Origin of the sequence: Nocardia vulneris (assembly GCF_001613425.1) — a bacterium.
Classification (GTDB): Bacteria; Actinomycetota; Actinomycetes; order Mycobacteriales; family Mycobacteriaceae; genus Nocardia; species Nocardia vulneris.
The window spans coordinates 350,819-375,867 of sequence record NZ_BDCI01000004.1 but is presented as its reverse complement, the minus strand read 5'-3'; the positions used below and the strand labels follow the sequence as shown (position 1 = coordinate 375,867).

The following is a 25,049-nucleotide window of genomic DNA, read 5'->3' as shown; positions in this document are numbered from 1 at the left end:
TGAGTTCGAGGGAGTGACGTCCATGCCTACGCGCCCGCAGGGGCCGTTGCGCACTGCCGGGGTGGGTTTTCAGCTCTAGCCCGCACTGATCGCTGGTGTCAGCGGCCTATGTCTTCGTACATGTGGTTCGTATTTGTCTGCACCAGTGAAGGATTCACTCTCATCATGTTCGATCATTCTTTGCGCTCGCCCGAGCGCGCGTTGCGCGACCTCAACGTGCTCATCTGTGGCGGGAGTGTCGCCGGCTCGGCGCTGGCGTATTGGCTCGGCCGGTACGGCTGCCGGCCCACGGTGGTGGAGGCCGCGCCCTCGCGCCGCGACAGCGGTTTCGCGGTTGACTTCCGCGGCGCGGCGCATCTGACCGTCCTGGAACGGATGGGGATTCTGGACGACGTACGCGGGCTGCAGACCGGCGGAGTTCCGACGACGGTCGTCGACAGTGCCGGTCGCCGGCTCGCGGAGGTACCGATCGAGTGGGGCGGCGGTCAGATCGAGATCATGCTCGGCGATCTGACGCGCGTGCTGCACGAGCACACGCGCGATGCCGCCGAGTATCTCTTCGGGGATCCGGTCGTCGCCTTGGAGGAAACCGAAGATGCTGTGCGCGTTGACTTTCGGCGGTCGCCATCGCGCACGTTCGACCTCGTCGTCGGTGCCGACGGGCTGCATTCGACCGTGCGGCGCTCGGTCTTCGGTCCGGAGTCGTGGTTCGTCAGCCATCTGGGCTATTGCGTCGCCGCTTGGACGGCGGCCAACCGGGTCGGGATCGACCGCACCGCGTTGATGTACAACGTCCCCGGCAAGATGATCATGGCCGTGCCCCGCCCCGGCGGTTCCGCGACGATCGACGTCTACGCCCTCTTCGCCGCCGACACGATCGGTAATGATCGTGATCCGTTCCGGCAGAAGAAGATCCTGGCCGAGACGTTCGGTGGCATCGGCTGGGAAACGACCACGCTGCTGGACGGTTTAGCGGAGACGCCGACGCTGTATTTCGATTCCATCAGTCGCGTCGACGTCGACTCCTGGTCCAGCGGGCGGACGGTCCTGCTGGGCGATGCGGCCGCCGGTGCCACTCTGGGCGGCAAGGGCACCGGGTCGGCGATGATCGCCGCGTACGTCCTCGCCGGAGAACTCGCCATCGCGCAAGGCGACCACCGAAATGCGTTCCACGCGTACGAGTCCCGTCTGCGCGACTACCTCACCGCCTGCCAGGAAGGCGGCCAGGCGACCGCACAGTTCCTGGCACCGCCGACCACCGAAGCGCTCGATGCCCGCAACCGCCTGCTCAACGCGGAAAGCGCGATGGACGAACAGCTCGAGGACAGCCGCGAGACCGCGGCCGCCATCGAACTCGCGGACTACGCGGAGGCGATGAGGTAGCGGACGCCGCCTGAAGCCTCACCAAGGTGCGCCGCTCACCGGCACGTTGACGAAACTCGGTTCGTCTGGGTTCAGTTCGACGTGCTGGGGGCGGAGTTGACTGTCGATGAGGAAGGGGGTGAGGGCCATTCCTTTGGGGAGGTTGCTCGCGTACACATCGATCCGCAGTCGGTGGCCCGGTTGCAGGACTGCGTCGGTCGGAGTCAACCCGATGTCGACGGTGGTGGCTCGACCGGGAACCAAGGGCTCGCGGCTTTCCATGGTGAGCTTCGGATATGGGACGGTGAGATCTCCGTTGGGCGAGTATTGATTTCGGCCCGGGTCAAGGGCGCGCAGTGAGGCGGTGAGCTGCCCGGTGGCGAGCACGGTGGAACGGCCGTCCGGTGCGACATCGTTGAGCGTGGCGCTCCAATAGCCGTCGGTGGCGTCGAGGACGGTGTTCAGGTGCACGGCGCTCGGGCCGGAGACGAGGGTGGGTTCGAATACCGGGCCCGTGGTGAAGCTCAGGCCGTTGAGTTCCTGCGGCCGTGCGTCTTTGGTGCACCCGGATAGCAATATCGACACACCCGCCGTACCGACCGCGGTGTCGTTCGAGCACAGGCTGGTGATGCCCGGCGCGATGGTGACTCGTTGCGGCGCAGTGCTGTTCGTGGGTGCCAGGGATCCGTCGTACATGCTGGTGGCGCTCGTCCCGCTCGGCGTGCCGTTCAAATAGAGGCGCCGGTGTTCGACACCGGAGCGGGGGTAGGTATCGGTGGTGGACCAAGCACCGCCGAGCTGTTCGGAGGTGATCGGTCCGTAGGTGTCGATGCCGTTGTCGATTCCCTTGAGCCATTTGTCGAACCAGGCGCGCTGCAGGACGTCCAGGCGTGGTGGATTGCCCGGCCGGCCGAAGTCGATACCCGGATTGAGATGGTAGGTGTTGCCCATCAGCAGCTGCTTCTGCCCCGGCGGCACCGAAATGCGTTGGTATATCGATGGTTCGCTGTTGGTGAAGACGTCGTGCCAGCCGCCGGTGACGAAGGCCGGGATCTGGATTCGCTCGGGTTCGCCGCGCATCCCTTGGCGCAGTGAGCTGTTCTCGTCGAGTACCGCCGCCGTGTTCGGCGGCAGCGACCCGGCATCGGTGCTGGTGAGCGCGCCGATCAGCAGGTCGAAGAAGGTGAACGGGTTGGCGACCCGGTCCGCCAGCCACTTCCAGTCGAATCTGCCCTGTGCGATCGAAACCAGATCAGGCAATAGTTTGGCGATATTCACACTTGTCAGCCACCCGGGAGTGAATACGACGTTCAAACCGCCACCGGGGGCCAGAATGTCACGCATCAGGTCACTACCGGGTTCGACCGGGAAGATCGCTTTCAGCGCGGGTGGTTGTTTCTCGGCGGCTTGGATCTGATTGACCGCCGAATACGACACCCCGGTCATTCCGACCTTCCCGTCCGACCACGGTTGCCTTGCCGCCCAATCGATCACCTCGACGGTGTCCTGTTGTTCGCGCGCACCGAAGAACGACAGGACACCCTGCGAGAATCCCGTCCCGCGCACATCGACCACGATCTGGGTGTATCCGGACTGGATGAGCGGGCGATCGACCGCGAAGTTGCGCGGCAGCCCGCCGCCGAGCATCTTCGTCAGGTCCGTGACACCGTCCAGCGGAGTGCCTGAAAGATCGAACCGGCGAAACAGGTCGATCACCGCGTCCGAGAGCACAGGTATCGACAGCGCCGAATCCACCAGCATGGAAGCGAGTTTTGTATAGGGCGTCAGGTTGACCAGCGTCGGAGTCGGTGTGTCGACTGGGCGCCCCATCTCGTCCGCCGGACGATAGATGTTGGCTTTCAACACTGTCCCGTCGCTCATCGTCAGCGGCACGTCCCAGTCGATGTGTACGTGCGGGTAGAGCGGTGGCGCCGAATAGGTGGCTGTCCATTCGGCACCTAGTTCACCGGCGTCCGGGTTCGCGTGCGCCGATGCACTATACGAGAACGGCAGGGCGAGACCGAGAACCGCAGCTATCGCAGTGATCTGTAACGCGACGCGGGAAAGCCTCTGCCACAGGGTAATACGAACGCGACTGGTCAATGGAATCCTCCCGAACCGGGCGACGGAGCGGCACGCACGGACGTGACACCGATCACGTTAGAAACGATCCATGACTCGAACCATGACCGAGTCGGTCACGTTCCATGACAACTCCGCCCACCCCCGAATCGGTTTGCCCAGCGCGCCCTATCGCGGCGCTCGGAAGCCGCCGATGCTCTGCTCGAGCAGTTCGGCCAGCCGCAGCGGGGTGTGGTCCTCGAACGCCGGGCCGATGAGCTGGACGCCGACCGGCAGGCCGGCGGGGGACAAGCCTGCCGGTATGGCCGTGGCAGGCAGCCCGGGCATGGTGGCCAGACCGGCCCAGACCAGCTGGTCGAAGAAGGGGTATTCGACGCGGTCGATGTCGATCCGGCAGTCCAGCAGCTCGGGGTTGTGGTCGTGCGGGAACGCGGGGGTCGGCGTGATCGGGCACAACACCGCATCGAATTCGGCGAAGAACTGCCGCCAGCCGTGCCGGTGGAGTTCGCGACGGTCGTTCGCCGCCATCCAGTCGCGGTGACTGAACAGCATCCCGCGCAGCCGCGACGCGTCGAGACTCTGGTCGTCCGCGCGCAATTCGGCGGCGCGAATCCGCAACTGCTCCTCGGCTTCGATGGGAAAACGCGCGACGGAGCCCGAGAACAGCAACTGGGTGTAGAGCGTTGCCGCTTCGGAAAGATCGGGGAGCAGTGGACTGTGCCGTTCGACGCGGGCACCGCCGGCGACCAGCGCATCGGCCACCCGGTGCACCGCCGCCCGCACCGCGGACCCGGTCGGAATGAACGGATGCTCGTCGAGGACCAGGACCCGGAAGTCGCTCAGCCGCTCGTGGCGCGCGGGCGGCAGGACCAGCTTGTGCGCCACGCCGCGCGTCAGCGGATCCGGCCCGGCCATGACATCGAGCAGGAGCGCGAGGTCGCGGGCGGTGCGCGCCATCGGGCCGACGACCGCGAGGTCCAGGTCGACCGGCAACGCCGGTGCGAGCGGTGCGACCATCCCGCGGTTCGCCACCAACCCGAGGGTCGGCTTGTGTCCGTACACACCGCAGAAATGTGCGGGGGTGCGCAACGAACCGGCGATGTCGGAGCCGATGGACAGCGCGCCGAAGCCGGCCGCCAGGGCCGCTGCCGATCCGCCGGAGGACCCGCCCGGGGTACGTGCGTGATCCCATGGGTTGTTGGTGGTGCCGTAGATCTCGTTGTAGCTCTGTAGCCCTTGCAGTCCCGGCGGCACGTTGGTCTTCCCGAGCAGCACCGCACCGGCCGCCTTCAGCCGCGACACCTGCACCGCGTCCTCGGCCGGGTGGTAGTTCCGGTGTTCCGGCAAACCCCAGTTGGTAGGCAGCCCGGCGACGTTGTAGCACTCCTTGACCGTCACCGGAATACCGAGCAACGGCAGATCCGCGCCGCGGGCGCGCGCCTCGTCGGCATGGCGCGCGGCGTCGCGCGCACGGTCGAAATCCGCGACGCAGATCGCGTTGATCGTCTTGTCCTCGCGTTCGATACGGGCGATCGCCTCGTCGGTCAATTCCACCGAGGTCACCGCACCGGCACGCAAAGCAGTCGAAAGTTCTTCGGCCGAGAGAAAGTTCCACTCCATGCCGCCGAAGCTAGAGGCCCGCCGAGTAAGCCACGAAATATTATTTCGCGCAATCGAAAAGCCGGACGGGCCGCCCATCTCGTGCCACCGAAGACAGCTCACCCCAGGTCAGGGCGTCGATCGCGGGCCGACTCCACCGGTGCAGGGCATGTGCTGCTGCGTCGTGCAACGGGATGGATGTCTCATTTCTCGCTATCGGCCGATCGGCCAGGACCAGTTGTAGCGCAGCGGCCCGAAGTGGCCGAAACCCAATGTGGCGCTGCAGATCTGTTCCTTCACGGTGGCGGCCGCGCGACCGGTCAGCACCGGGCGGCGCGGCCGGTCGGCCAGGTCGGAGGTCTGGATCAGGGCGTTGCGCCGACCCAGGCTCATCGCCTGACCGACGTACTTGCGGCGCACCGGTTTGGGCTCGCGGCCATCGATCAATGCGAGTACGGTGTCGGCGGCGTGCACCCCGGTCGGGTTGGCGGCCTGGGCGCTCATCCGCAGTGGCCGGGCCGCGAAAGCGCAGCCGTCACCGGCGCCGACGATGGTCGAAGCGCTGGTGCTGACGAGGGTTTCGGAGACCTCCAGAGCACCGGTCGCCGTGGTGGCCAGCCCACTGCCGGCGGCCAGCTCCGGTGCCTGGAAAGCCGTTGTCACCAGGGTGAGTTCGCTGCCGAGGTGACGGCCGTCGTCGAGGACGAGCTTGTTGTCGAAGATCTCGACGACCCGGGTGTTCTCGATGACGAGCACCCCGGCCTCGCGGAAGTATTGCCGTAACCGGTTCTGCGCGTGGGTGTTCAGTGTGGCGCCCAGCGCACCGGCGCTGATCAGCCGTACCGCGAAGCGATCCAGTTCGTTGAGTTCGGCCGCGGTTTCGATACCGGTCAACCCGCCGCCGACCACGGTGACCGTCGCACCGTCCGGTAGCGCGTCCAACCGCCGGCGGGCCGCGACCGCATCCTCCCAAGTGGACACCGACACTGCCGATTCGGCGGCACCGGGGATCCCGGTGCGGCCCGCCCGGCTACCCACGGCATAGACCAGATAGTCGTATTCGAGGGCCCCGGAATCGAGCAGCTCGACCCTACGGGCCTGCGCATCGATGACTTCGGCGGTGTCGTGCCGGAATTCGACCGTTTCGGGCAGATGGTTCCGCATCGGCGACACCGCGGCGTGATTGCCCGCAACGTACTGGTGCAACCGAATCCGCTCGACGAATTCGTTACGCGGATTGACCAGCGTCACCGCGGTATTCGCCCGGGCCAGCCGAGTGGCGGCCGCGACACCCGCGTAGCCTCCGCCGAGCACGACCACCTTCGCCTGTTTCGACGAAACCCTCATCACCACAACCCCTCCGTTGAACCAACCCGCGGCCGGATGGCGCCAGCACGGCCGCGACCGATGGTAGTTGCTGAGTTGCGTGGTCGAGTAGCGCTACGCCGCAACCAGGGGATTCGGTAACACGGTGCGGTCGGCTCAGGTCGATATCTGCTTCACGTCGCTGATCAGCCATCGGCTGTCGGGTTGCTCTTCCGCGGTGACCACCATCGCGGTAAGGGAGACGGACTGTTCGGCCGCCGTGTCGTTCGTCGTGGCCAGCTTGACGTAGCCGACGCCGAGTGCGCTGCCGCCGGTGATGGCGCGCAGGCCGCAGTTGAAGTCCAAGACCTGACTACGGCGATTGGTGGCAAGCAGGTATTCCCGAGTCGCATGTTGAGTGTCGATCAGGTGCTTGCGGTGCGCTCCGGTACTCGAATCTATTGCGCCGGTGAAGTATTCGTCCAGTGAATGCGGTGCATAGGTGGAGATGTGGTTCATGTAATTGTGAATCGCATGGAGAGCGGCAATATGACGACTTCCGATACGCGATATCTCGGGTGCGAGGTCGGCTGCAGGGGCGGCCTGTGTCGTGAGGGTGCTGGCCGTCGTCGGCGTCGGACTGGCGGTAGCCGGGCCGGGAACGGCGGCGGACGAGACGTTTTCACTGTTCCGGCCCTGCATCAGGGCGCCGATCCCGATGGCGCCCAACGGAAGAGCGCCGGCGAGGGCGGCAATTCTTCGCCGGGACACGGTTTTCCTGATCGGCCGTGCGTCCGGGAACGGCGGTGGCTCTGCCGGTCGAAAGGACAGCGATTCATCTTCGGATGGAGTCACGATGATCCTCGGGTTTGACGGCGTGCTGGGGACTGGCAGGAGCGGCCGACGCACGATGCTACCGAGCGCACCGTGGTTCAGCGGCAGATTCGCAGGGACAGATCTGGTGTACGGCAATTGTCGGAATTGGGCGAAAGTGATCACTGCGAAAATCCCGTGCTTTATTGAGCCGCAGTCGCTTTGAGGCCGTAAACCGTTACCGGTCGGCTGTTTCGCGCGGGGCGATCCGGCTGGTGCGACCGGCCGCGCGGGCCACCGTGTTGCGCAGCACGAGGCCAGGCTGGGTGCGGGGCACCAGGAGCCGGGAGACCAGGCCGACACGTCGCTGCCGTGGGCCTACTTCCCGGCGCAGTCGCGACTCGTAGGCAGCGAAGGCGCGGGCGTGATCATCTGGATGGGCGGCGAGCTCGTCCGCGAGGGCGTACGCGCCCGCCATCGCCATGCTGGATCCGTCGCCCAGCAGGGCTGTCGCCGCCGCCGCGTCCCCGAGTAGTACGACCCGCCCGCGGGACCACGTGGGCATTCGGACGGTGGTGAGAGGGTCGAAGAACGGCGCCGGGTCGTCAAGGTACGTCGCCACGAATTCCGATGTCCGCCAGCGCATGTCGGCGTACGCATCGGCCACGGTCTGCTTGTGCAGTGCGATGTTCTTGCGATCGTGGGGTGCCGGCTGTGGTGCCCGGAAGGTGAAGATCGCGAGCGGGGTGGTTCGCGCGGGGTGCACGACCAGCATCCGGTTCGGCGCGGTCAGCATCGTCATCTCGGTCGGGTCCTCGATGGCGTCGGGTGCCAACGGGACGGTCGCGCCGTACAGGCCCAGATCGCGCACGAACTGTCGCTCGGGTCCGAATACCAGTCTCCTTACCGTGGAATGCATTCCGTCCGCACCGACCACCAGGTCGAAACGTCGTGGCGCGGATCGCCGGAAGGTGACATCGACCCCGCCTCCGTCCTGGTCGAGAGCGGTGACCGTGTCGTCGAACAGGAACTCGGCCGCAGGCTGCGCCGACCGGTGGAGCACCTCGGACAGGTCGGCTCGGGTCACCTCGACCGTCGGTGCCTCGTCCGAGGTGAGCGGGAGTCGCAGGATTCGCCTGCCGTCGGGGTCGAGCAGGGTCAGCGACCGGTTGCGCGTGGCGAGTTCCCGCAGCTGCGGAAGGATGCCCATGCGTTCGGCGACCGGGATCGCGGGCCCCTGCACGACGACCGCGCTACCGCCGGAGCGCAACTGCCGGGCCTGTTCGACGACCGTCAGCCGAAATCCATGCTGGGAGAGCCGGTATGCGAGGGCGGGTCCCGCGATTCCGGCGCCGACTATCAGCACTTCGCGCTTCTGCATGACGATGACCTCTCGGAGTGTCGATGACCCGGCCCCCGGCGAGTACTGGGCCGGGTCTCGGCGACACAGCGCAGTGCAACCGAGTCAAGGTACGATCAATTTCGTACCTTAGTGAACACCCCCTTGAGGTACGATGCAAGTCGTACCTGAAAGGAAGGTTGCGTGGTCGCGAGGAACCGGATCGGGCCGGAAGCTGATGCGCTGGATCTGGGCGCGGTGTTTCGCGCCCTCGCCGACGAACATCGTCGTGCGGTGATGACGGAGTTGGCCGCAGACCGCAGCGACAGCGAACGGGGCTGCAACTCGTTCGATCTTCCGATCTCGAAACAGACTCAGACCCACCACTTCCGGGTCCTGCGCGAGGCGGGCCTCATCGACGAGATCGACTACGGCAACCGCAAGGGCATCCGGCTACGCCGCGCGGACGTCGAGAAGAGGTTTCCTGGCCTGCTCGCACTCCTGAAAGCGGAGCTCGAGGTGAAATGATCGGCGTGCGCTGAACCTTCAGCGGGCGCTGCCGATGTTTCGGTCCGCTTCGGAACCGTGGAGCATGAGCGTGGTTTCCTCGATGCGGCTGAAGCGACCGTCAGGGGCGAACTCGCCGAAGACGTAGACCTCGGTGCGTACGGTCGATCCGTCCGTCTTGGTGATCTCGACGGTGTGGCGGTCGGCGTAGCGGGGGCCGTCGTACAGCTCGTCATGGACCTCGACAGATCCTGCGGCCACGATCGTGCGCAGATGGGCGATGTGCTCGACGAACCCCTCGCGGTCGGCCCATTCGCCGTCGGTGCGCTGGCGGTAGTCGGGCGCGAAGTGCCGGTCGGCGGCCTCGCGCAGGTCGAGGTCAGGGGTGAACAGCAGATCGGTGAGGGCGGCACGGATATCGGTCTGGCTCATGGGAGTCCTTTCACGACTACAAGCGATGTGCGTGCGCCACGCACGCACTACCGCGAAACTAGCACACGATGCGTGCGCGGCGCACGGTAGTCTGTGGAAATGCACGATGAGGTAGGTGGCGAGATCGCCGACGCACTGGGTGTGTTGCTCAGGCGCGCTACGCGGGTCCAGCTGTACCAGACCCTGACCGCCGACATGGGCGAAGCGCTGGACGAATGGACCTACCCGGTCCTGAGCGCGGTCGCCAGGATCGGCCCCCGAAGCGCGGCTGACCTGGCCTCGGAGGTGGGGCTCGATCGCTCCGGCGTCACCCGCCGCGCCTCCAGACTGGAACAGGCCGGCCTGCTCTCCCGCGAACCCGACCCCCGCGACCGGCGCGCAACCCTGCTGGTCCTCACCGAGCAGGGTGAACGCGCGGTGGACGAGCTACGCCGCCGTTTGGCCGCTCACATCACCGCAAGCCTTACGGGCTGGCCGCCAGGCGAAGCGGAGGCGTTCGCCCGCGGGTTGAGCCGGTTCATCACCGAAGGTCCATTTGCGTGACGGCGACGCCAGCCTCGATGCGGCCGGCCGAGTCGGGGTCCGCCGGAGCCGCAGCCACGCCACCCTCTGGACGGTAGGCGCTGCCCGTCATCGATTACTTCAGTTGGTATTTGATTGAATCTGCATTCGAACAATGGCGCGAATAAATTGAAGGCGTGCGTAGATTCGGTTCGCTGGCGGATTTTGGAGTACCTTCGGCGCTGATTGACCTTAGGCGGTACCGATCGGAATGCATTCTGGGGTAGCTCGAAGGCTGTAAGACGTGCCGCGCCACCAGGTTTCGTCTCGGATGGGCTGTGGGCAACACAATTCGGGGCGTGTGGCGCAATGATGCGTCTTCGTAGGCTCGGGGCGTTGTCATCCCTGTTTCGAGGAGAATCAAATGCCCCGATCCCGATTCACTGCCCGCGGAATTCTGCTCGGCGGCCTGGTCGGCGCTGCCGTTTTGATGTGCGGTGGCCCGGCAGTTGCGGACTCGATTCCGCTGGAGCCGCCCGCTGTGGGTTCCGTGCCCTGGCTCAACGCTGCCGAAGCGGCGTTCGGGCCAGGTGTGAGGTGTCGTGAAACCTGCACGGCTGGGGGCGTTTACGCCGATGAGTGCTTGCGGGGGCGGGTCTGAGATCGGTGCGGGGCAGCCCGTGTGGGCGTGGGTGGCGCGACGGTCGATTCTGAATAAAGGTGATTTTGGGATTGCTATGCAATCCGAATATGGCTACTATTCGAGAAAGTGAGGTCGAACACCGACAAGGGAGTCGAGCATGTCCGAGACGTACGGATCCGCCGCGGAGTGCGGGAGGTCGGCATGGGTGCGGTGACCGTGGTGACGGGTGCGGGCAGCGGTATCGGCCGTGCGACCGCGCGCCGGTTCGCGCGGCGCGGCTCGACGGTGATCGTGGCCGATATCAATGAGACGACCGGTGCGGAGACCGTCGATCTCATCCACGCGACGGGTGGGAAGGCGGCGTTCCGCCGGCTCGATGTCGCCGATGTCGAGGACTGGGAGCGGTTTGTCACGTGGGTCTGCGCGGACTTCGGCGTCCCCGATGTCGTGGTGAACAACGCCGGGATCCTGATCGGCGGCGGGTTCCTGGAGCAGTCCGGTGCCGACTGGCGACGGATGATCCAGATCAACATGATGAGCCCGATCGTCGGGTCGCGGTTGTTCGTCGAGCGGATGGTCGACGCGGGCCGCAAGGGGCACATCGTGAATGTCGCCTCGGTGGGCGCGTTTCTGCCGACGGCCGTCGCGCCCTCGTATGTCACGGCCAAGGCCGGGGTGTGGTTCGGTACGCAGGCGCTGCGCGCGGAGTTCGGCGGCAAGGGTATCGGGGTCAGTGCGATATGCCCCGGTTTGATCCGTACCAGTTTGGCGGCCAATGGTTCTCGGGCCGGCGTCGATGAGGGTGCCAGCGCGGAGTGGACCACCAAGCTCGCGGCGGGGCATCGCTATATCGGCCGTTCGCCGGATCGGGTGGCCGCCGCCGTGGAGCGGGCCGTCCGATGGAATCTGTCGACGGTTCCGGTCGGCGTCGAGGCGTGGGCGGGATGGTATGCCTACCGTCTGTCGCCCTCGCTGGTGCGCGGGCTGTCCGGGCTGGTCAACATGTCGGTGGCGGACTTCGGGGCGACCGTGTCCGGCAAGGTGTTCGGGGGTGCGCGATGAAGACGGCCATCATCACCGGCTCCGGGGCGGGAATCGGGCGGGAAACGGCGAAGGTGTTCGCGGGCAGGGGATATCGGGTGATTGTCGCCGACATCGACGAGCCGGCCGCGGCGGCGACCGTGGCCGAGATCAAAGCCGCCGACGGGCACGCGGTGCCGTACCGGCTCGATGTGAGCAGCGAATCGGAGTGGGACGATTTCGGGCGGTGGGTGCGCGCGGCGTTCGGACCGGCCGATGTGCTGGTCAACAATGCGGGCGTGATGGATCTCGGCGGTTTCGTCGAGACCACGATTCCGCAGTGGCAGCGGATGGTCGACATCGATCTGATGAGCGTCGTCTACGGCTCGAAGGTGTTCGCGCAGCAGATGATCGACGGCGGCGTCCGCGGACACATCGTCAACATCTCCTCGGCCGCGGCCTTCGTGCCCATGGAACTCGAACCCGCCTACGGTGTCGCCAAGTCGGCGGTGCTGATGGCCACACAGTCGCTGCGGATCGAGTTGAGCCGCTACGGCATCGGTGTCACCGCCATCTGCCCGGGCGTCATCGGCACCGATCTGCTGGCGCACGGTGAGCGCAACGGCATCACCGACGAACAACAGGCCGAATGGCGCGACCAGATGAGCAAGGTGCAAACCGGCTTCGCCTACGCCGGACCGGACAAGGTCGCGCGCATCATCGAGCGTTCGGTGCGCCGCAATTGGGCTGTCGTGCCGGTCAATCCGGAGGCGTGGTTCGGCTACGCCGTCTTCCGGCTCTCGCCCAGTCTGGTGCGCGGGGTGCTCTCGATCGCTTCGTTCGACCGTGCCGAGCAGCTGCTCACGCTGGCTCGTCCCCTGATCAACCGCCTCGCCCAGTGAAAGGCGATCCCATGACCTATCAGATCGATCACGAAGTCCTCATCATCGGTGCGGGTTTCGGCGGCATCGGCGCCGGCGTCGAACTCCGTAAGGCGGGCATCGACGACTTCCTCATCATCGACAAGAACGACGGTATCGGCGGCACCTGGCACGCCAACACCTATCCCGGTGTGGCCGTGGACATTCCGTCGATCTACTACAGCTTCTCCTACGAACCGCCCAAGACCTGGACCCGGATGTTCGCCCCGGGCGCGGAGGTCAAAAAGTACGCCGAGCAAGTCGTCGACAGCTACGACCTGCGCTCCCGAATCCGGCTGAACACCGCGGTCACGAGCGGGGAATGGGACGAGTCCGCGCATGTGTGGCGAGTCCAGCTGGCTTCGGGGCAGACACTGGTCGCCCGCTATGTGATCGGCGCGATCGGTGCGCTCGAGGTGCCGCAGCTGCCCGATATCGCCGGATTCGATTCCTACACCGGCAAAATCGTGCACACCTCGCGCTGGGACCACGATTTCGACTACCGCGGCAAACGCATCGCGGTGATCGGTACCGGCGCGACGGCGTTGCAGCTCATTCCCGAACTCGCCGATGTCGCAGGACATCTGACGGTGTTCCAGCGCACCCCGATCTGGGTGGCGCCCAAGCCCGATTTCGCGATCCCGCGACCGGTGAGTGCGGCCCTGCTCAAGCTGCCGATGCTTCGCCGCCCGATCCGCGCTGCGGTCACTGTCGCCATCGATTTCGGGATCACCGGCATCGGCGTCTTCCACGAGCGCGTGCCGTTCCTGGCGGAGGCACTCGAACGTGGTGGCGCGGCGGGCTATCGGGCCTGGCTGCGCGGCAACCCCGAACTGGCCCAGCAACTCACGCCCGACTACGCGCCGGGGTGCAAACGCCCGTCGGTGTCCAACCGGTACCTCAAGACCTTCACCCAGCCGCATGTCGCGCTCATCACCGATCCGATCGAGCGCATCACCGACAACGGCGTCGTGACCGCCGACGGTACGCACCATGAGATCGATGTCCTGGTGTGCGCCACCGGGTTCAAGGTCATGGCCAAGGGGGGCACACCGCCGTTCCCCCTGCGAGGAGTAGACGGGGTGGACCTCAACGAGTTCTGGGACGAGCACCATTTCCAGGCCTATCAAGGTGTCTCGGTCCCGCAATTCCCCAACAGCTTCCTCATCACCGGCCCCTACGGATTCGCGGCGGGCTCCTATATCGCGATGATCGAGTGCACCAGCCGGCACGCGGCCCGCGCGATCGCGGAGTCGCGGCGCCGGGGCGCCACTCGGATCGAGATCAGACAGGACGCGCACGACGCGTACTACCGCAAGTATCGGCGTCGCGCGCAGCAGACCATGTGGCTGTCCTCGGCGTGCGCGGGCTCCAACACCTACTACGTCAACTATCAGGGTGACGCGGCCGCGATCCGGCCGAGCACCCATCTCGAGATGTGGTGGGGCAACAAGCATTTCCCGTTCGACCACTACCGGTACGCGACTCGGGTCGCGGTGCCGAACCGGGAATTTGCCGAGGCGGGGAAGGCGCTGTCATGAAGCTCAACGACTTGCGACCCGAGCTGGTGGTCGTCACCGGCGCGGGCAGCGGCATCGGGCGCGCGATCGCGATTCGTTTCGCGGATCGTGGTGCGCACGTGATTGTTTCGGATATCGACCGGCACACCGCCGACCAGACCGTGGCGCTCATCCGGGCGCGGGGCCGGCGCGCGAGTGCCGAACTGCTCGACGTCACCGACGCTGAGGCCTGGGAACGGTGCGCCGACCAGGTCCGCGCGGAATTCGGGATCGCCGACGTCCTGGTCAACAACGCGGGTTTCGTGCTGGCGGGCGCGTTCCTGGACACGACCGCCGCATCGTGGGAACGCCAGCTCGGCCCGAATCTGCTGGGTGTGGTGCACGGCAGCCGGATTTTCGGACGGCAGATGGCCGAGCGCGGTCGCGGGCATATCGTCAACATCGCTTCGGCGGCCTCCTATACGCCGGTGCCGGGCACCTCCGCATACAACGTGGCCAAGGCCGGGGTGCGAATGCTCACCGACTGTCTGCGGGTGGAACTCGGTCCGAAGGGGGTCGGCGCGAGCTCCATCTGTCCCGGTCTGATCAACACCAACCTGGGACAGCATGCCGAGACCGTGGGCGTGGATCCCGACCTGTTCCGGCGCGGGGTCGGCCTCGTCGGCCGGCTCCAGGCCTTCGCGGAGCAACTGCCGGTGTCGCCGTTGAGCCCGGACCTGGTCGCGCGAGCAGCGGTGCGCGCGGTCCGCTTCGACCTCGATGTGGTGCCGGTGCGCACCGAGGCATGGCTGTCCTACGCGCTGTATCGCGTCGCGCCGTCGCTCACTCGCGGTGTGCTGCGCAACTTTCCGGTCGAGCGCCTGGAGTCCGCGGGCGAACGCCTGCTCGAGCTGCTGGATCGCGTCACCGGAACTGCGCCCGCGCTCGGTACGGCCGCACCGGCCGGTGTCCTCGATCACCAGCCACAGGAGGCGATCAGCGTTGACCACTGAGACCGTTCAGCCGCAGTACGAAGTAGCCGTCATCGGCGCGGGCCCGGCGGGCATCGCCGCCGGGGTCAAGCTCCGAGCCGCCGGCCTCGACGACTTCCTGATCCTCGACCGCGCCGACGACGTCGGCGGTAGCTGGCACGAGAACCATTACCCCGGCCTCGGCGTGGACGTCCCGGGTCTGGCCTATCAGTACTCCTTCGCCCGCAACCCGCGCTGGAGCCGGATCTTCCCCAAAGGCGCGGAGGTCAAGCAGTACCACGTCGAGGTGGCGCGGCGCTTCGACCTGTATCCGCGAATTCGGTTCGACGTCAACGTCGAACGTGAGGTGTGGGACGACGAAAGGCGCTGCTGGACGCTGCATCTCGACGACGGTTCCACCGTCACCGCACGGTTTCTGATCAGTGCGGTCGGCGCGTTCGTGCGTCCGAAGGAAGATATCGGCATCGCGGGTGCGAAGTCGTTCAAGGGCAAGGTGTTACGCCCCAGCTCCTGGGACGAGGGCTACGACCTCGACGGCAAGACCGTCGGCATCATCGGCACCGGCGCCAGCGCGGTGCAGATCATTCCCACCATCGCGCCGCAGGTGCGAAAGCTCACCGTCTTTCAGCGCACACCGGTGTGGTCGCTGCCCAAGCCGGACTTCGCGGTGCCGCGGATCATGCAGCGCGCGTTCGCGATTCCCGGCGTCACCAAGACCCTGCACGGCGGCGTGCTGGTCGCGATGGACCTGCTGTTCCGCGCTATCGTCGTGCCACCGACGGCCGTCCTGCACCCGGCGATGAACAAGTTCGATGCGTGGTCGATCGCCGGATACCGGCGCTACATCCGCAGTGTCGTCGGCGACGAGACAACCGCGGCCAAGCTCACCCCCGACTTCGGGATTCTGGCCAAACGCCCGACGATCTCGAGCGCCTATCTGCGGGCCTACAACCGCGACAATGTCGCGCTGATCACCGAGCCGATCGGCAAGATCACTCCTACGGGCGTCAAGACGCGGGACGGCGTGCTGCACAAGCTCGACGCACTCATCCTCGCGACCGGTTACGAGGTTTTCTCCGACCCGGAGACCTACCGTCCCGGAACCATCTTGGGGCGCAACGGTTTCGACCTCGCCAAGTTCTACCACGAGGAAGGGCTGCAGGCCTACGAGAGCGTGTCCGTGCCCGGCCTGCCCAACCGTTGGACGCTGTGCGGACCCTATTCCTGGACCGGCTCCGGCTGGCATTCGTTCGTCGAAATGACCGCCGATCACGCCGTGCGTGCCATCACCGAGACCCGTCGACGCGGCGCGCAGGTGTGTGAGATCCGCCAGGACATCGCCGACGCCTATCACCGGCGGATGTACGCGAAGGGCGAGTCCATGCGCTACTACCTCGCCGACTTGAACGGGCACGTCCCGACCTACTACCGGAACTCGCAGGGCGACACCACCTATCTGCGTCCGGCGGGCTTCTTCGAAGCCAGCCGCGGCAACCGGCGCTTCCCGCTAGAGCACTACCGCTACGAGCAGGTTTTGCCCGCGCCCGCGCCAGCCGTGGCGCCGGCTTCCGCTCTCGCCTGAGAGAAAGGCACGCTCATGACGATCATCTCGACTCTGCGGCAGCGAATTTCGATCCAGACGCCGCCGTCCAAGGACACGACCCCGCCCAAGGTGCGCCGCATGCGGTTCCGCTTCGGCGAACCCGAACCCATGCAGCACATATTCGCGAACAGTATCCCGCTCCGTCACGGGCTCGCGATCGGGAACGCGGTCATCCCGCTCGGCGAGGAAACGATGCTGCGGGCCGTGAAAAAGTTTCAGCGCGACATTCAAGACCCGGTGCTGAAGAAGCGGGTCGCCGGTTTCGTGGGGCAGGAACTCGTGCACAGCCAGGAACACGACCGCCTCAACGGCGAGCACCTGGCCAACCTGCGTTACCCACTCGCGAACATCGGGATGACGATCCTGCGCGAGGGAACTGTCAGTTACAGGGCGGTCGTCAAGCTCGAGGACTTGATCGGAGTCCGCTTCCATATGGGCTTTACGGCGATGCTCGAGCACATCACGGCAACCCTCGGTCGGCGTATGCTCGCCCATCCGGAACTACACGCCATGCCCGACGCCGATCCCGAGACCCTCAAGCTGCTCACCTGGCACGCGTTGGAGGAACTCGAGCACAAGTCCGTGATGTTCGACGCCTACAAGTATGTCGGCGGTTCGGAATTCGCGCGGATCGGCAGTATGGCGGCGCTGCTCGTTCTGCTTTCCACGGGCGCCGTGCCTTTGGTCTTGGTGTCGATCCTGCTCGATCCCGAGGACAGGAAGCATCCGATTACCGTCCTGCGCGAGACGATTCAGCTGCTGCGCGGACCACTGCTGAAGGGATTCCTGACCGAACTCGCCGAGTTCATGCGCCCCGGCTTCCACCCCGATGACATCGATACCGAAGCCCTGGTTCAGGACTGGCAGCTCAAGCTGTTCGGCGCCAACGGCGACCTGGTCGACCGGCTCCGATGACCAGCGACACCGCCGCCCGCGAATTCGACCTCGTCGTGTTCGGCGCCACCGGCTTCACCGGCGGCTTCATCGCGCGCTACCTCGCCGACCACGCTCCTGCGCAGGTGTCGATCGCGTTGGCGGGCCGCGATCTCATCAAGCTCGCGAAGGTCCGGGATGCGCTGCCGCCCAGAGCGTCCCGGTGGACGCTCGTGCAGGCCGACGTCGAATCGCCGGCCAGTCTGGACGCGATGGCGGCCCGGACGCGGGTCGTCGTCACCAGTGTCGGGCCGTGGCTGCGGTACGGGGAGAATCTGGTGGCGGCGGCGGTGAACGCTGGCTGTCACTACCTCGACCTCACGGCGGAGCCGCCGTTCGTGCGGTGGTCCATCGACAATTTCCACGACCAGGCCGTCGCCAACGGATGTCGCATCGTGCATTCGGCCGGATTCGATTCCATCCCTTCGGATCTGCCGGTCTACCTGCTGCACAGGACGGTCGCGGCAGCCGGCGAGGGCACCCTGACCGACACCACGATGGTGGTTCGGAAGTTCGTCATGTGGGCGTCCGGCGGTTCCGTCGACACGGGCCGCGTCCTGGCCGAACATGCCTTCCGCAAAGGCGTTCTGCGCCTGCTGCTGGACCGGGATTCGCTCACCGCGAATCCGGGGGAGACACCACCGAGCACCGCTCAGCCATCCGACCTGCGAATCGTTCGAGCGGCCACAGTCGATCCGGCGCTGCGGGGTACGCTCGCGCCCTTCGCGGCCGCCTTCTACAACACCCGGGTCGTCCGCAGATCCAACGCATTGCTCGGGGATGCCTACGGCCCCGGCTTCCGCTACAGCGAAACCCTCGGCGTCACAGAGCTTCCGATCATCTCGACGGTCGCAGCGGGTGCCGTGCTGGCCGGATATGCCGTCGCGGCCACCGCGCTGGCCGTGCCGCCGATACGGCGGATACTGGACCGGCTCCTCCCCGCAGCGGGTCACGGACCGTCCGAAACCATCAGGGACAAAGGCGTTCTCGACATCGAGACGTACACGCGAACCACCACCGGAGCGCGGTATGTCGCCCACTACCACGCCGACGGCGATCCCGGATACGAGGTCTCGGCACTGATGATCGGCCAGGCCGCGCTGGCATTGGTCCAAGACGGCGACCGGCTACCCGAGATCAGCGGCGTCCTCACCACCGCCGCGGCCTTCGGCGACGTCCTGATCGATCGGCTGCGCGCGGCAGGACTCACCCTCGACTGCCGGCGCCTGGCCTGAACGGCTGGGCACCGGTCTCGTTCACATCAACGACGATGCAGAGGAATTCGACAATGACCGCACCGGCCCTCGCCACCGTTTCCCCCTTACATCCGGCCGTCGTCGCGGAGTTGCCGCGCCGCGCCAGCCTGCGCCTGCGCGCCGCCCACGCGGTGCTGCACGCCACGGTCCGCCAGTTCTTCGAACTCGCCGTGTGGGTGGACCGCAACCGGCTGCTGACGCCGAGTCAGATGCTGGCCATCACTACGCGCGTGGATCCGCTGCTGATGCCGCTGCGCCCGCAGCGCGGCACCGGACTGCGGGCGGTGTCCTTCCCGGATTTCCGCGCGGAATGGGTGTGGGGCAAGGGCATTCCCGACCCCGACCAGCAGCGCGACACCGCGATCCTGTACTTCCACGGTGGCGGGCTGCTGTCCTGCGGGCTGCACACCCATCGCCGCTTGGTCGGCCGCATCTCCAATGCCGTGGGGGCGCCGGTGTTCAACGTCGACTACCGCCAGATTCCGCGAGCGCACGTGACCGAGACCGTGCAGGACTGCCTGACCGCCTACCGTCACCTGCTCGACAACGGATTCCCGGCGGACCGGATCATTTTCGCCGGCGACTCAGCCGGTGGCGGCCTGACCTTCTCGCTGGCGCTGGCCGCCCGTGACCACGGCTTGCCGATGCCCGCGGCGCTCGTCGCGATCGCGCCCTGGGCGAACTATGACTCGACCGTCAAACGCGCCCACCCCAATACGGCCACCGACGCGATCCTGTCCGCGGACGCCTATGCGCTGCCGGCGAAATGGGGCGTCGCGGTCGACGGTTGTTTCGATCCGGCCTGGTCACCGGTCAACCACAACCTGACCGGATTGCCACCGACCCTTGTTCAGGTGGGCTCGACCGAGACCCTGCTCGCCGACAGCGAACAACTGGCCGCGCGCTGCGCCGAAGCCGCAGTGCCGCTCACGCTGCAGATCTGGGACAACGCCATTCACGTCTTCCAGGCCGGCGCGGACCTGCTGCCCGATGCTCGCGACGCCATCGCCGAGATCGGCCGGTTCGCGCGCGCGGCCCTCGAAGCGGCGTCGACGCGAACCACCGCCTCGGTGCGAACGCCTGCCTGACAAGTCTTCTCCACCGCACCACCATGTCCGGCCGGAGCTGGACCGAACCACGAGGACAGCCATGTCGAGTCCCTTCCGCGATCCCGCTATCGCCGACGGCGAGAAATCCACCTACTCCGTCCGGCTCGCCGACAGCAAGTCCGAGGGCCGCATCACCAGCGTCGTGGAGCACGGTGACGACGCGTACGTGTCGTATCTGGAGTCGGGCTCCGAGGACTCCTACAGCATGAAAGTCGAACAACGGATCCGCCGTGAGTCGGGGACCATGGTGGCCGAAAGCTACCAGGCGGCGTCCTACTTCAAAGGACGGTTGGTCTCGCGCGAAGAGGGCTATTTCGTCGACACCGAGCACATGCAGTTCGGCGGCACGCTGGCACCGTTCCCTCGCGGAGTCATGCCGCTGCTCGGCGGACTGACCCTGCTGCGCGGCCTGGACTTCCAACGCGGCGTGAAGTCCAAACACGATCTCTGGCTGGCTTTCTCGATCCACTGGCCACTCGAATTGAAGGTCGAGAAGCGGATGGTGGTGGACGTGCCCGCCGGATCCTTCGACGTGTGGCAGGTGCACATCCGGCCCAGCTTCAGCCACATGAACGGCCTGCTGGACAAGGTGATCGCCGGTTTCCTCCCACCGTTCATCGGTCATTTCGAGGTGGCGAGCCCACATCGCATGGTGCGCTTCAGCTTTCCCAGCGGCCCGCTGCCCTGGCATCCCCGCGGCACGCTCGAACTGACCGCCTGACACCACGCTCCGGCACCCGACAGAGGAACTCTCATGGCTTTGCTCTCAGTCCTGCAACGTGATTGGCCGACCGAGCCCGTCGACGATTCGACCTTCGGCACCGCACCGATCGTCTTCACCACCGAGGTGGTCTTCGACGCTCCGATCACGGCGGTCTGGGCGGTGTTCGACGGCGACCAGGCCTGGGAGTGGTTGCCGTTCTCCTGGCTTCGGCTCTGCGGTGCGGGCGTCCGCTACCCGACGCCGCATCGTGGTGTGGACGTCGTCCGCGAAATGGGCACCGTGCACGGCATCTGGCGCGTGTTCTGGATCGAGCACGAGAAATTCTGGCGATACGAGCCCCGCAAACGCGTCTCCTACGGTGTCGCCTCCAGCAATTGGATGCAGCACCTGTTCGTGCGGCAGTACGCCGAACACCTGTGGTTCGACGAAACCGGCGACGGTCGCACGCTCGTCACCTGGCAGATCGCTCTGCGGCTGCGCGGGCCGTTCCGGATCGGGCACCTCTGTACGCCGATGTTCAGATCCGTCTATCGATTCGCACTGGCGCAGGCGCGCGGGCAGATCGCCACCCGCACCGCTGAATCAACGGTGCAGTCCACCGCGAATTGACCCTTCCTGCCGGGCCGTGCCCGGCACATTCTTCGAAAGCGAAACCCTATGACGCAGACCACAGCTCCCGAATCCGCCGAGGCGGCGGCGTCGGTGACCCCGCAGCACGAAGTGCTGATCATCGGCGCCGGGATCGGCGGCATCTGCGCCGGAATCAAGTTGCAGGAGATCGGTGTGCACGACTTCCTGATCGTGGACCGCAACGCCGGGGCGGGCGGTGTCTGGTTCTCGCACGACTATCCGGACGCGGGCTGCGATCTGCCGTCGATGTCCTACCAGTACTCCTTCGCCCCCAAGCCCGATTGGGACCGCTTCTTCGCCAAGCGCGACCAGATCCTGGCGTATATCCAGGAGGTCGCCGACGACCACGGGCTGGGTGCGAAGATGCGTTTCGGCGTCGAGGTCGTCAAGGAAGCCTGGGACGACGACCTGCACCTGTGGCGCGTACAGCTGGCCCACGGCGCGGAGATCACCGCCCGCTTCGTGATCAGCGCGGTCGGCATCTATATCAACGCCAAGGACAAGCCCGACATCCCCGGGCTCGACTCCTTCCAGGGCAAGATCATGCACACGGCGCACTGGGACCACGACTACGACTTCACCGGGAAACGAGTCGCCATGATCGGCGTCGGCGCGAGCACGATGCAGATCGCGCCGCAGCTCAGCCCGAAGGCGCGCAGCCTCGATCTCTACCAGCGCACTCCGCAGATCTATCTACCCAAGCCCGACTTCCGGATGCCGCGCTGGGGCCAGAAACTGCTTGCCACACCGGGATTGGTGCCCGGTGTGCTGCGTGCGGTCTACGCCGTCGCCGATATCGCGATCGGATTCGCCGTGCATGCACCGGAATCGCTGTGGCGCAGGAGCGCGGCGGTCATCGACTTCGCCGGGCACCGCGCCTACAACGCGTGGCTGTGGGCGAATGTCCGGGACAAGGCGACCCGGGACAAGCTGCGGTTCCGGTTCGGTGTCGTCTGTGTCCGTGGCGGTTTGGCCGGACGGTACCTGAGCAACCTCAATCGGGAGAACGTCGATCTGATCACCACCCCGATCGCGCAGGTGACTCCGGAGGGCATCCGCACCGCCGACGGCGCCGAGCGCACCATCGACGCACTGGTATTGGCGACCGGCTACGAGGTGTTCTCCGATCCTGAAAGTTACCGGCCCGGCGTCGTCACCGGCCGCGACGGTTTCGACCTCGGCGAGTTCTTCGCCAAGGAATCGCTCAAGGCGTACATGAGCACTTCGGTGGCGGGCCTGCCCAACCGGTTCATCATGGTCGGGCCGTACTCGTGGACCGGCGGCGCGTCGTTCTTCGCGGTGCTCGAAACGGCGGTCGCCCATATCGTGGCGGTCATCGATGAAACACGCAGTCGCGGAGCGAATGTCGTCGAAGCGCGGGCAGCGGCGCAGGAACGCTTCCATCAGGACATGCTGACCAGCGGCCGCAATCTCAGCTACTACCTCGTGACGCGGTGCAGCGGGTCCAACACCTATTTCGTCAACTCGCAGAACGAGTCTCCGTACGTCCGGCCTTGGACCTTCCGCCGGGCGAACCGGCAAGCGACGCGATTCGACCGCGAGGACTACGAATACCGGACCGAAACGCCGCGCACCGCGGGTTGATCGGCGCTACTCCGTCAGGGCCAGCCGACTCAGCCACAGCCGCAGGGTGTCGGCGAGCAGTTCGGTGGCATCCTCGAGCGAAACAGCCTGTGCGGCTTGACCGATGGCCAGTCCTGCGCCCGTCGCGACCACGGCGCGCACGGCAGTGTCGAGCAGCGGGCTCGACGGGTGCACCTCGGCGGGCAGGAAGTCCTCGAGCAGCGCCCGGCCCGAGGCGATGATGCGGTCGAGCCGGTCGGCCGCGATCGACCGCTGATCGGCGTCGCGGATGATCGTCACCAGGTACTCCCCGGCCAGGGTGATCATCGCCGTGTCCACCGATACCTTGGCCCACCACGTCGGCAGGATGGCCAGCCGTGCCTCGACCTCGTCGGGCGCGGCGGCGATGACGGCGACCAGTTTCGCGCCCTCGACGGCCACTCGCTGCCGGATCACCTCGTAGCAGAGCGATTCTTTGTTCTCGAAGTTGCTGTAGACGGCCCCGACCGTGCGGCCGGCCTCGGCGGCGATGGCCGCGATCGAGGTCGCGTGATACCCCTCGGCCAGGAACAGCCGTTCGGCGGCCGCCACCAGATCCGCCCGGGTCTGGGCCTGGCTTTCCGCGCGCGTCAGGAGCTTTCGAACCGCCACTGGGGTAGCACCTCCATAATATTGACGCCCTCTCCTATCTGGATAATACTTCAATGTGGATAGCGGTCACATTCGAACTTGTTTGTCTGTGGTGCGCCCGAGTCCGGGCACCGAGGTCGTTGTCGAGTCGGTTGGAGGAACCGCATGGGTGAGCGCATCGCCAAAGGGCGGATAGCGCGCGGTCGTAAGCTCGGGATGCTGGCCGCCGGGCAAGCCGCCCGTGGCGCGTCGACCCGCCTGAGCATGGTCGGCCGCTCCGAACATGCGCGGGCGGTGCTGGCACAGCGCTCGACGATGGACGCCGCCGAGCAGATGGTCGACGTGCTGGGCAATCTCAAGGGCGCGGCCATGAAACTCGGGCAGATGCTGTCGCTGCTGGATCTGGATCTGGTGCCCGCGTCGCATCGCGAACGGTTCCGGCAGAAGCTGGCGGTGTTGTGCGCGCAAGCCCCTACGACACCGTTCGACATCATGCGCACCACCCTCGACCAGGACTACGGGTCGGTGTCGGCGGTGTTCCGCGACTTCGACGAGGCGCCGATCGCGGCCGCCTCGATCGGGCAGGTGTACCGCGCCGTGCTGCGGGACGGGCGCGAGGTGGCCGTCAAGATCCAATACCCCGGCATCGACCTCGCCGTGCAGGCCGACCTGCGCAATCTGCGACTGTTCGCCAAAATGTGGAAGTCCATGTGGCCCACGCTCGAAGGCGGCGCGCTGGTCGACGAGGTGGCGAACAATATCGCGAGCGAACTGGACTATCCCCGGGAGGCGCGCACCCAGCACGAAGTAGCGGCGCACTACCGCGGGCACCCCTTCATCGCGGTACCCGACGCGGTCCTCGAGCACTGCACCGCCCGCGTGCTGGTGACCGAGTACTTTCCGGCCCAGCCTTTCGACGTGATGCGCGGGCTGCCGGACGAACAACGTGACCACATCGGCGAGCTGATCTACCGCTTCTATGTGGGTTCGCTGTTCCAGCACAACGAGTTCTGCGGCGACCCGCATCCCGGCAATGTGCTGCTCGCGCCCGACGGCCGGGTGGGGTTCATCGACTTCGGCCTCTACAACCGGATGAATCCGCAGGATGTCGACTTCGAGCGGACGCTGGCGCGCCTGGCCGCCGAACGCCGGGCGCAGGACCTCTACGCGCTGATGGTGTGCCGCGGCATCATCGACCCGTCCTCGGGCGTCACCGCGCAGGAGTGTCTCGACTATGTGTGGGCGGCATCGGAAATCTCGCTGACCGACGAATCGATCACCGTCACACCGGAACTCGCCACCAGCGCGCTGCTGCTCGCGATCGATCCGCGAGCGGCTCAGTTCGGTGGCATGCGTCATCAGCAACTGCCGCCCGAGCACGTCTTCTCCCGGCGCGCCGACTTCCTCACGTTCGGCGTGCTCGGCCAGCTGCAGGCGACCCGCAACTGGCATCGGATCGCCCGGGAATGGATGTACGGTGACCCTCCGGTCACCGAGATCGGCCGGGTGCTGGCCGAACGGTCTCGGTCCGCGACCCGCTGACTCTTTCGCGACACCTCGACGGCC

Annotated in this window: 22 protein-coding genes; 15 read left to right on the top strand and 7 right to left on the bottom strand. The window is 66.3% G+C overall.

From position 1 onward, the window contains the following. Positions 1–165: 165 nt before the first annotated feature. Entirely contained in the window at positions 166–1,383 is a 1,218-nt protein-coding gene (locus tag NVU01S_RS07750; RefSeq protein ID WP_052280135.1) for an FAD-dependent monooxygenase, read from the top strand. Positions 1,384–1,401: 18 nt separating this feature from the next. On the opposite strand, the gene NVU01S_RS07745 is transcribed toward NVU01S_RS07750, so the two are convergent. The 5 genes from NVU01S_RS07745 to NVU01S_RS07725 form a co-directional block, all read right to left on the bottom strand. Then, the gene (locus tag NVU01S_RS07745) at positions 1,402–3,243 is read right to left on the bottom strand and encodes a CocE/NonD family hydrolase (RefSeq protein WP_244467081.1); all 1,842 of its coding nucleotides are present in this window, start codon (positions 3,241–3,243) and stop codon (positions 1,402–1,404) included. Positions 3,244–3,612: 369 nt separating this feature from the next. Continuing rightward, positions 3,613–5,064, bottom strand: coding sequence for an amidase (locus NVU01S_RS07740; RefSeq protein ID WP_043663442.1), 1,452 nt, complete (start codon positions 5,062–5,064; stop codon positions 3,613–3,615). Between the two features lie 192 nt (positions 5,065–5,256). Next, positions 5,257–6,390 carry an NAD(P)/FAD-dependent oxidoreductase gene (locus tag NVU01S_RS07735; RefSeq protein WP_043663444.1) on the bottom strand — a complete coding sequence of 378 codons (1,134 nt, stop codon included), beginning with the start codon at positions 6,388–6,390 and terminating at the stop codon, positions 5,257–5,259. Positions 6,391–6,525: 135 nt separating this feature from the next. Further along, a complete protein-coding gene (locus NVU01S_RS43280) occupies positions 6,526–7,203 on the bottom strand; it encodes a hypothetical protein (RefSeq protein ID WP_156161387.1) in 678 nt (225 codons plus the stop codon). A gap of 196 nt (positions 7,204–7,399) precedes the next feature. Beyond that, on the bottom strand, positions 7,400–8,542 hold the full coding sequence (locus NVU01S_RS07725; protein ID WP_043663447.1) for an FAD-dependent monooxygenase: 1,143 nt from the start codon (positions 8,540–8,542) through the stop codon (positions 7,400–7,402). A 162-nt stretch (positions 8,543–8,704) separates the two neighbouring features. On the opposite strand from NVU01S_RS07725, the gene NVU01S_RS07720 reads away from it, so the two are divergent. Beyond that, a complete protein-coding gene (locus NVU01S_RS07720; RefSeq protein WP_043663450.1) occupies positions 8,705–9,028 on the top strand; it encodes an ArsR/SmtB family transcription factor in 324 nt (107 codons plus the stop codon). 18 nt (positions 9,029–9,046) lie between these two features. On the opposite strand, the gene NVU01S_RS07715 is transcribed toward NVU01S_RS07720, so the two are convergent. Then, a complete protein-coding gene (locus NVU01S_RS07715) occupies positions 9,047–9,439 on the bottom strand; it encodes a nuclear transport factor 2 family protein (protein WP_043663452.1) in 393 nt (130 codons plus the stop codon). A gap of 99 nt (positions 9,440–9,538) precedes the next feature. On the opposite strand from NVU01S_RS07715, the gene NVU01S_RS07710 reads away from it, so the two are divergent. The 12 genes from NVU01S_RS07710 to NVU01S_RS07655 all read left to right on the top strand — a co-directional run bounded on the left by NVU01S_RS07710 (position 9,539) and on the right by NVU01S_RS07655 (position 22,874). Beyond that, the gene (locus NVU01S_RS07710; RefSeq protein WP_043663455.1) at positions 9,539–9,982 is read left to right on the top strand and encodes a MarR family winged helix-turn-helix transcriptional regulator; all 444 of its coding nucleotides are present in this window, start codon (positions 9,539–9,541) and stop codon (positions 9,980–9,982) included. A gap of 802 nt (positions 9,983–10,784) precedes the next feature. Next, positions 10,785–11,645: an SDR family NAD(P)-dependent oxidoreductase gene (locus tag NVU01S_RS07705; protein WP_043663753.1), complete on the top strand. Its 861-nt coding sequence runs from the start codon at positions 10,785–10,787 to the stop codon at positions 11,643–11,645. Next, positions 11,642–12,505 carry an SDR family NAD(P)-dependent oxidoreductase gene (locus NVU01S_RS07700; protein ID WP_043663457.1) on the top strand — a complete coding sequence of 288 codons (864 nt, stop codon included), beginning with the start codon at positions 11,642–11,644 and terminating at the stop codon, positions 12,503–12,505. The genes NVU01S_RS07705 and NVU01S_RS07700 overlap by 4 nt, the downstream gene beginning before the upstream one ends. 11 nt (positions 12,506–12,516) lie before the next feature. Then, on the top strand, positions 12,517–14,064 hold the full coding sequence (locus NVU01S_RS07695) for a flavin-containing monooxygenase (protein ID WP_043663755.1): 1,548 nt from the start codon (positions 12,517–12,519) through the stop codon (positions 14,062–14,064). After that, positions 14,061–15,035 (top strand): SDR family NAD(P)-dependent oxidoreductase, encoded by a 975-nt coding sequence (locus NVU01S_RS07690; RefSeq protein ID WP_052280114.1) that lies wholly within the window; start codon positions 14,061–14,063, stop codon positions 15,033–15,035. The genes NVU01S_RS07695 and NVU01S_RS07690 overlap by 4 nt, the downstream gene beginning before the upstream one ends. Further along, positions 15,025–16,596 (top strand): flavin-containing monooxygenase, encoded by a 1,572-nt coding sequence (locus tag NVU01S_RS07685; protein ID WP_043663459.1) that lies wholly within the window; start codon positions 15,025–15,027, stop codon positions 16,594–16,596. Before NVU01S_RS07690 ends, NVU01S_RS07685 begins: the two co-directional genes overlap by 11 nt. A 99-nt stretch (positions 16,597–16,695) precedes the next feature. Beyond that, positions 16,696–17,532 carry a metal-dependent hydrolase gene (locus tag NVU01S_RS07680; RefSeq protein WP_052280136.1) on the top strand — a complete coding sequence of 279 codons (837 nt, stop codon included), beginning with the start codon at positions 16,696–16,698 and terminating at the stop codon, positions 17,530–17,532. After that, complete coding sequence (locus tag NVU01S_RS07675) at positions 17,529–18,785, top strand: saccharopine dehydrogenase family protein (protein ID WP_043663464.1); 1,257 nt, start codon at positions 17,529–17,531, stop codon at positions 18,783–18,785. The genes NVU01S_RS07680 and NVU01S_RS07675 overlap by 4 nt, the downstream gene beginning before the upstream one ends. A gap of 53 nt (positions 18,786–18,838) precedes the next feature. Further along, positions 18,839–19,894 carry an alpha/beta hydrolase gene (locus NVU01S_RS07670; protein WP_043663466.1) on the top strand — a complete coding sequence of 352 codons (1,056 nt, stop codon included), beginning with the start codon at positions 18,839–18,841 and terminating at the stop codon, positions 19,892–19,894. Between the two features lie 61 nt (positions 19,895–19,955). After that, positions 19,956–20,636, top strand: coding sequence for a hypothetical protein (locus NVU01S_RS07665; RefSeq protein ID WP_043663469.1), 681 nt, complete (start codon positions 19,956–19,958; stop codon positions 20,634–20,636). 33 nt (positions 20,637–20,669) lie between these two features. Beyond that, the gene (locus tag NVU01S_RS07660; RefSeq protein ID WP_052280115.1) at positions 20,670–21,248 is read left to right on the top strand and encodes an SRPBCC family protein; all 579 of its coding nucleotides are present in this window, start codon (positions 20,670–20,672) and stop codon (positions 21,246–21,248) included. Positions 21,249–21,296: 48 nt separating this feature from the next. After that, entirely contained in the window at positions 21,297–22,874 is a 1,578-nt protein-coding gene (locus tag NVU01S_RS07655; RefSeq protein ID WP_052280116.1) for a flavin-containing monooxygenase, read from the top strand. A gap of 6 nt (positions 22,875–22,880) precedes the next feature. Here NVU01S_RS07655 and NVU01S_RS07650 read toward each other — a convergent pair whose 3' ends face one another. Further along, the gene (locus NVU01S_RS07650; protein WP_043663471.1) at positions 22,881–23,504 is read right to left on the bottom strand and encodes a TetR/AcrR family transcriptional regulator; all 624 of its coding nucleotides are present in this window, start codon (positions 23,502–23,504) and stop codon (positions 22,881–22,883) included. A 144-nt stretch (positions 23,505–23,648) separates the two neighbouring features. Between NVU01S_RS07650 and NVU01S_RS07645 the strand changes: the two genes are divergently transcribed. Then, positions 23,649–25,025: an ABC1 kinase family protein gene (locus tag NVU01S_RS07645; protein WP_043663474.1), complete on the top strand. Its 1,377-nt coding sequence runs from the start codon at positions 23,649–23,651 to the stop codon at positions 25,023–25,025. Positions 25,026–25,049: the final 24 nt, after the last annotated feature.

Excerpts from the sequence above, each read along its gene's own strand:
- NVU01S_RS07750 (WP_052280135.1), top strand. The coding sequence starts at position 166 with ATGTTCGATCATTCTTTGCGCTCGCCCGAGCGCGCGTTGCGCGACCTC.
- NVU01S_RS07655 (WP_052280116.1), top strand. The coding sequence starts at position 21,297 with ATGACGCAGACCACAGCTCCCGAATCCGCCGAGGCGGCGGCGTCGGTG.
- NVU01S_RS07725 (WP_043663447.1), bottom strand. The coding sequence starts at position 8,542 with ATGCAGAAGCGCGAAGTGCTGATAGTCGGCGCCGGAATCGCGGGACCC.
- NVU01S_RS07680 (WP_052280136.1), top strand. The coding sequence starts at position 16,696 with ATGCGGTTCCGCTTCGGCGAACCCGAACCCATGCAGCACATATTCGCG.
- NVU01S_RS07710 (WP_043663455.1), top strand. The coding sequence starts at position 9,539 with ATGCACGATGAGGTAGGTGGCGAGATCGCCGACGCACTGGGTGTGTTG.
- NVU01S_RS07705 (WP_043663753.1), top strand. The coding sequence starts at position 10,785 with ATGGGTGCGGTGACCGTGGTGACGGGTGCGGGCAGCGGTATCGGCCGT.
- NVU01S_RS07715 (WP_043663452.1), bottom strand. The coding sequence starts at position 9,439 with ATGAGCCAGACCGATATCCGTGCCGCCCTCACCGATCTGCTGTTCACC.
- NVU01S_RS07670 (WP_043663466.1), top strand. The coding sequence starts at position 18,839 with ATGACCGCACCGGCCCTCGCCACCGTTTCCCCCTTACATCCGGCCGTC.
- NVU01S_RS07660 (WP_052280115.1), top strand. The coding sequence starts at position 20,670 with ATGGCTTTGCTCTCAGTCCTGCAACGTGATTGGCCGACCGAGCCCGTC.
- NVU01S_RS07665 (WP_043663469.1), top strand. The coding sequence starts at position 19,956 with ATGTCGAGTCCCTTCCGCGATCCCGCTATCGCCGACGGCGAGAAATCC.
- NVU01S_RS07735 (WP_043663444.1), bottom strand. The coding sequence starts at position 6,390 with ATGAGGGTTTCGTCGAAACAGGCGAAGGTGGTCGTGCTCGGCGGAGGC.
- NVU01S_RS07675 (WP_043663464.1), top strand. The coding sequence starts at position 17,529 with ATGACCAGCGACACCGCCGCCCGCGAATTCGACCTCGTCGTGTTCGGC.
- NVU01S_RS07740 (WP_043663442.1), bottom strand. The coding sequence starts at position 5,064 with ATGGAGTGGAACTTTCTCTCGGCCGAAGAACTTTCGACTGCTTTGCGT.
- NVU01S_RS07690 (WP_052280114.1), top strand. The coding sequence starts at position 14,061 with ATGAAGCTCAACGACTTGCGACCCGAGCTGGTGGTCGTCACCGGCGCG.
- NVU01S_RS07695 (WP_043663755.1), top strand. The coding sequence starts at position 12,517 with ATGACCTATCAGATCGATCACGAAGTCCTCATCATCGGTGCGGGTTTC.
- NVU01S_RS07700 (WP_043663457.1), top strand. The coding sequence starts at position 11,642 with ATGAAGACGGCCATCATCACCGGCTCCGGGGCGGGAATCGGGCGGGAA.
- NVU01S_RS07645 (WP_043663474.1), top strand. The coding sequence starts at position 23,649 with ATGGGTGAGCGCATCGCCAAAGGGCGGATAGCGCGCGGTCGTAAGCTC.
- NVU01S_RS07745 (WP_244467081.1), bottom strand. The coding sequence starts at position 3,243 with ATGAGCGACGGGACAGTGTTGAAAGCCAACATCTATCGTCCGGCGGAC.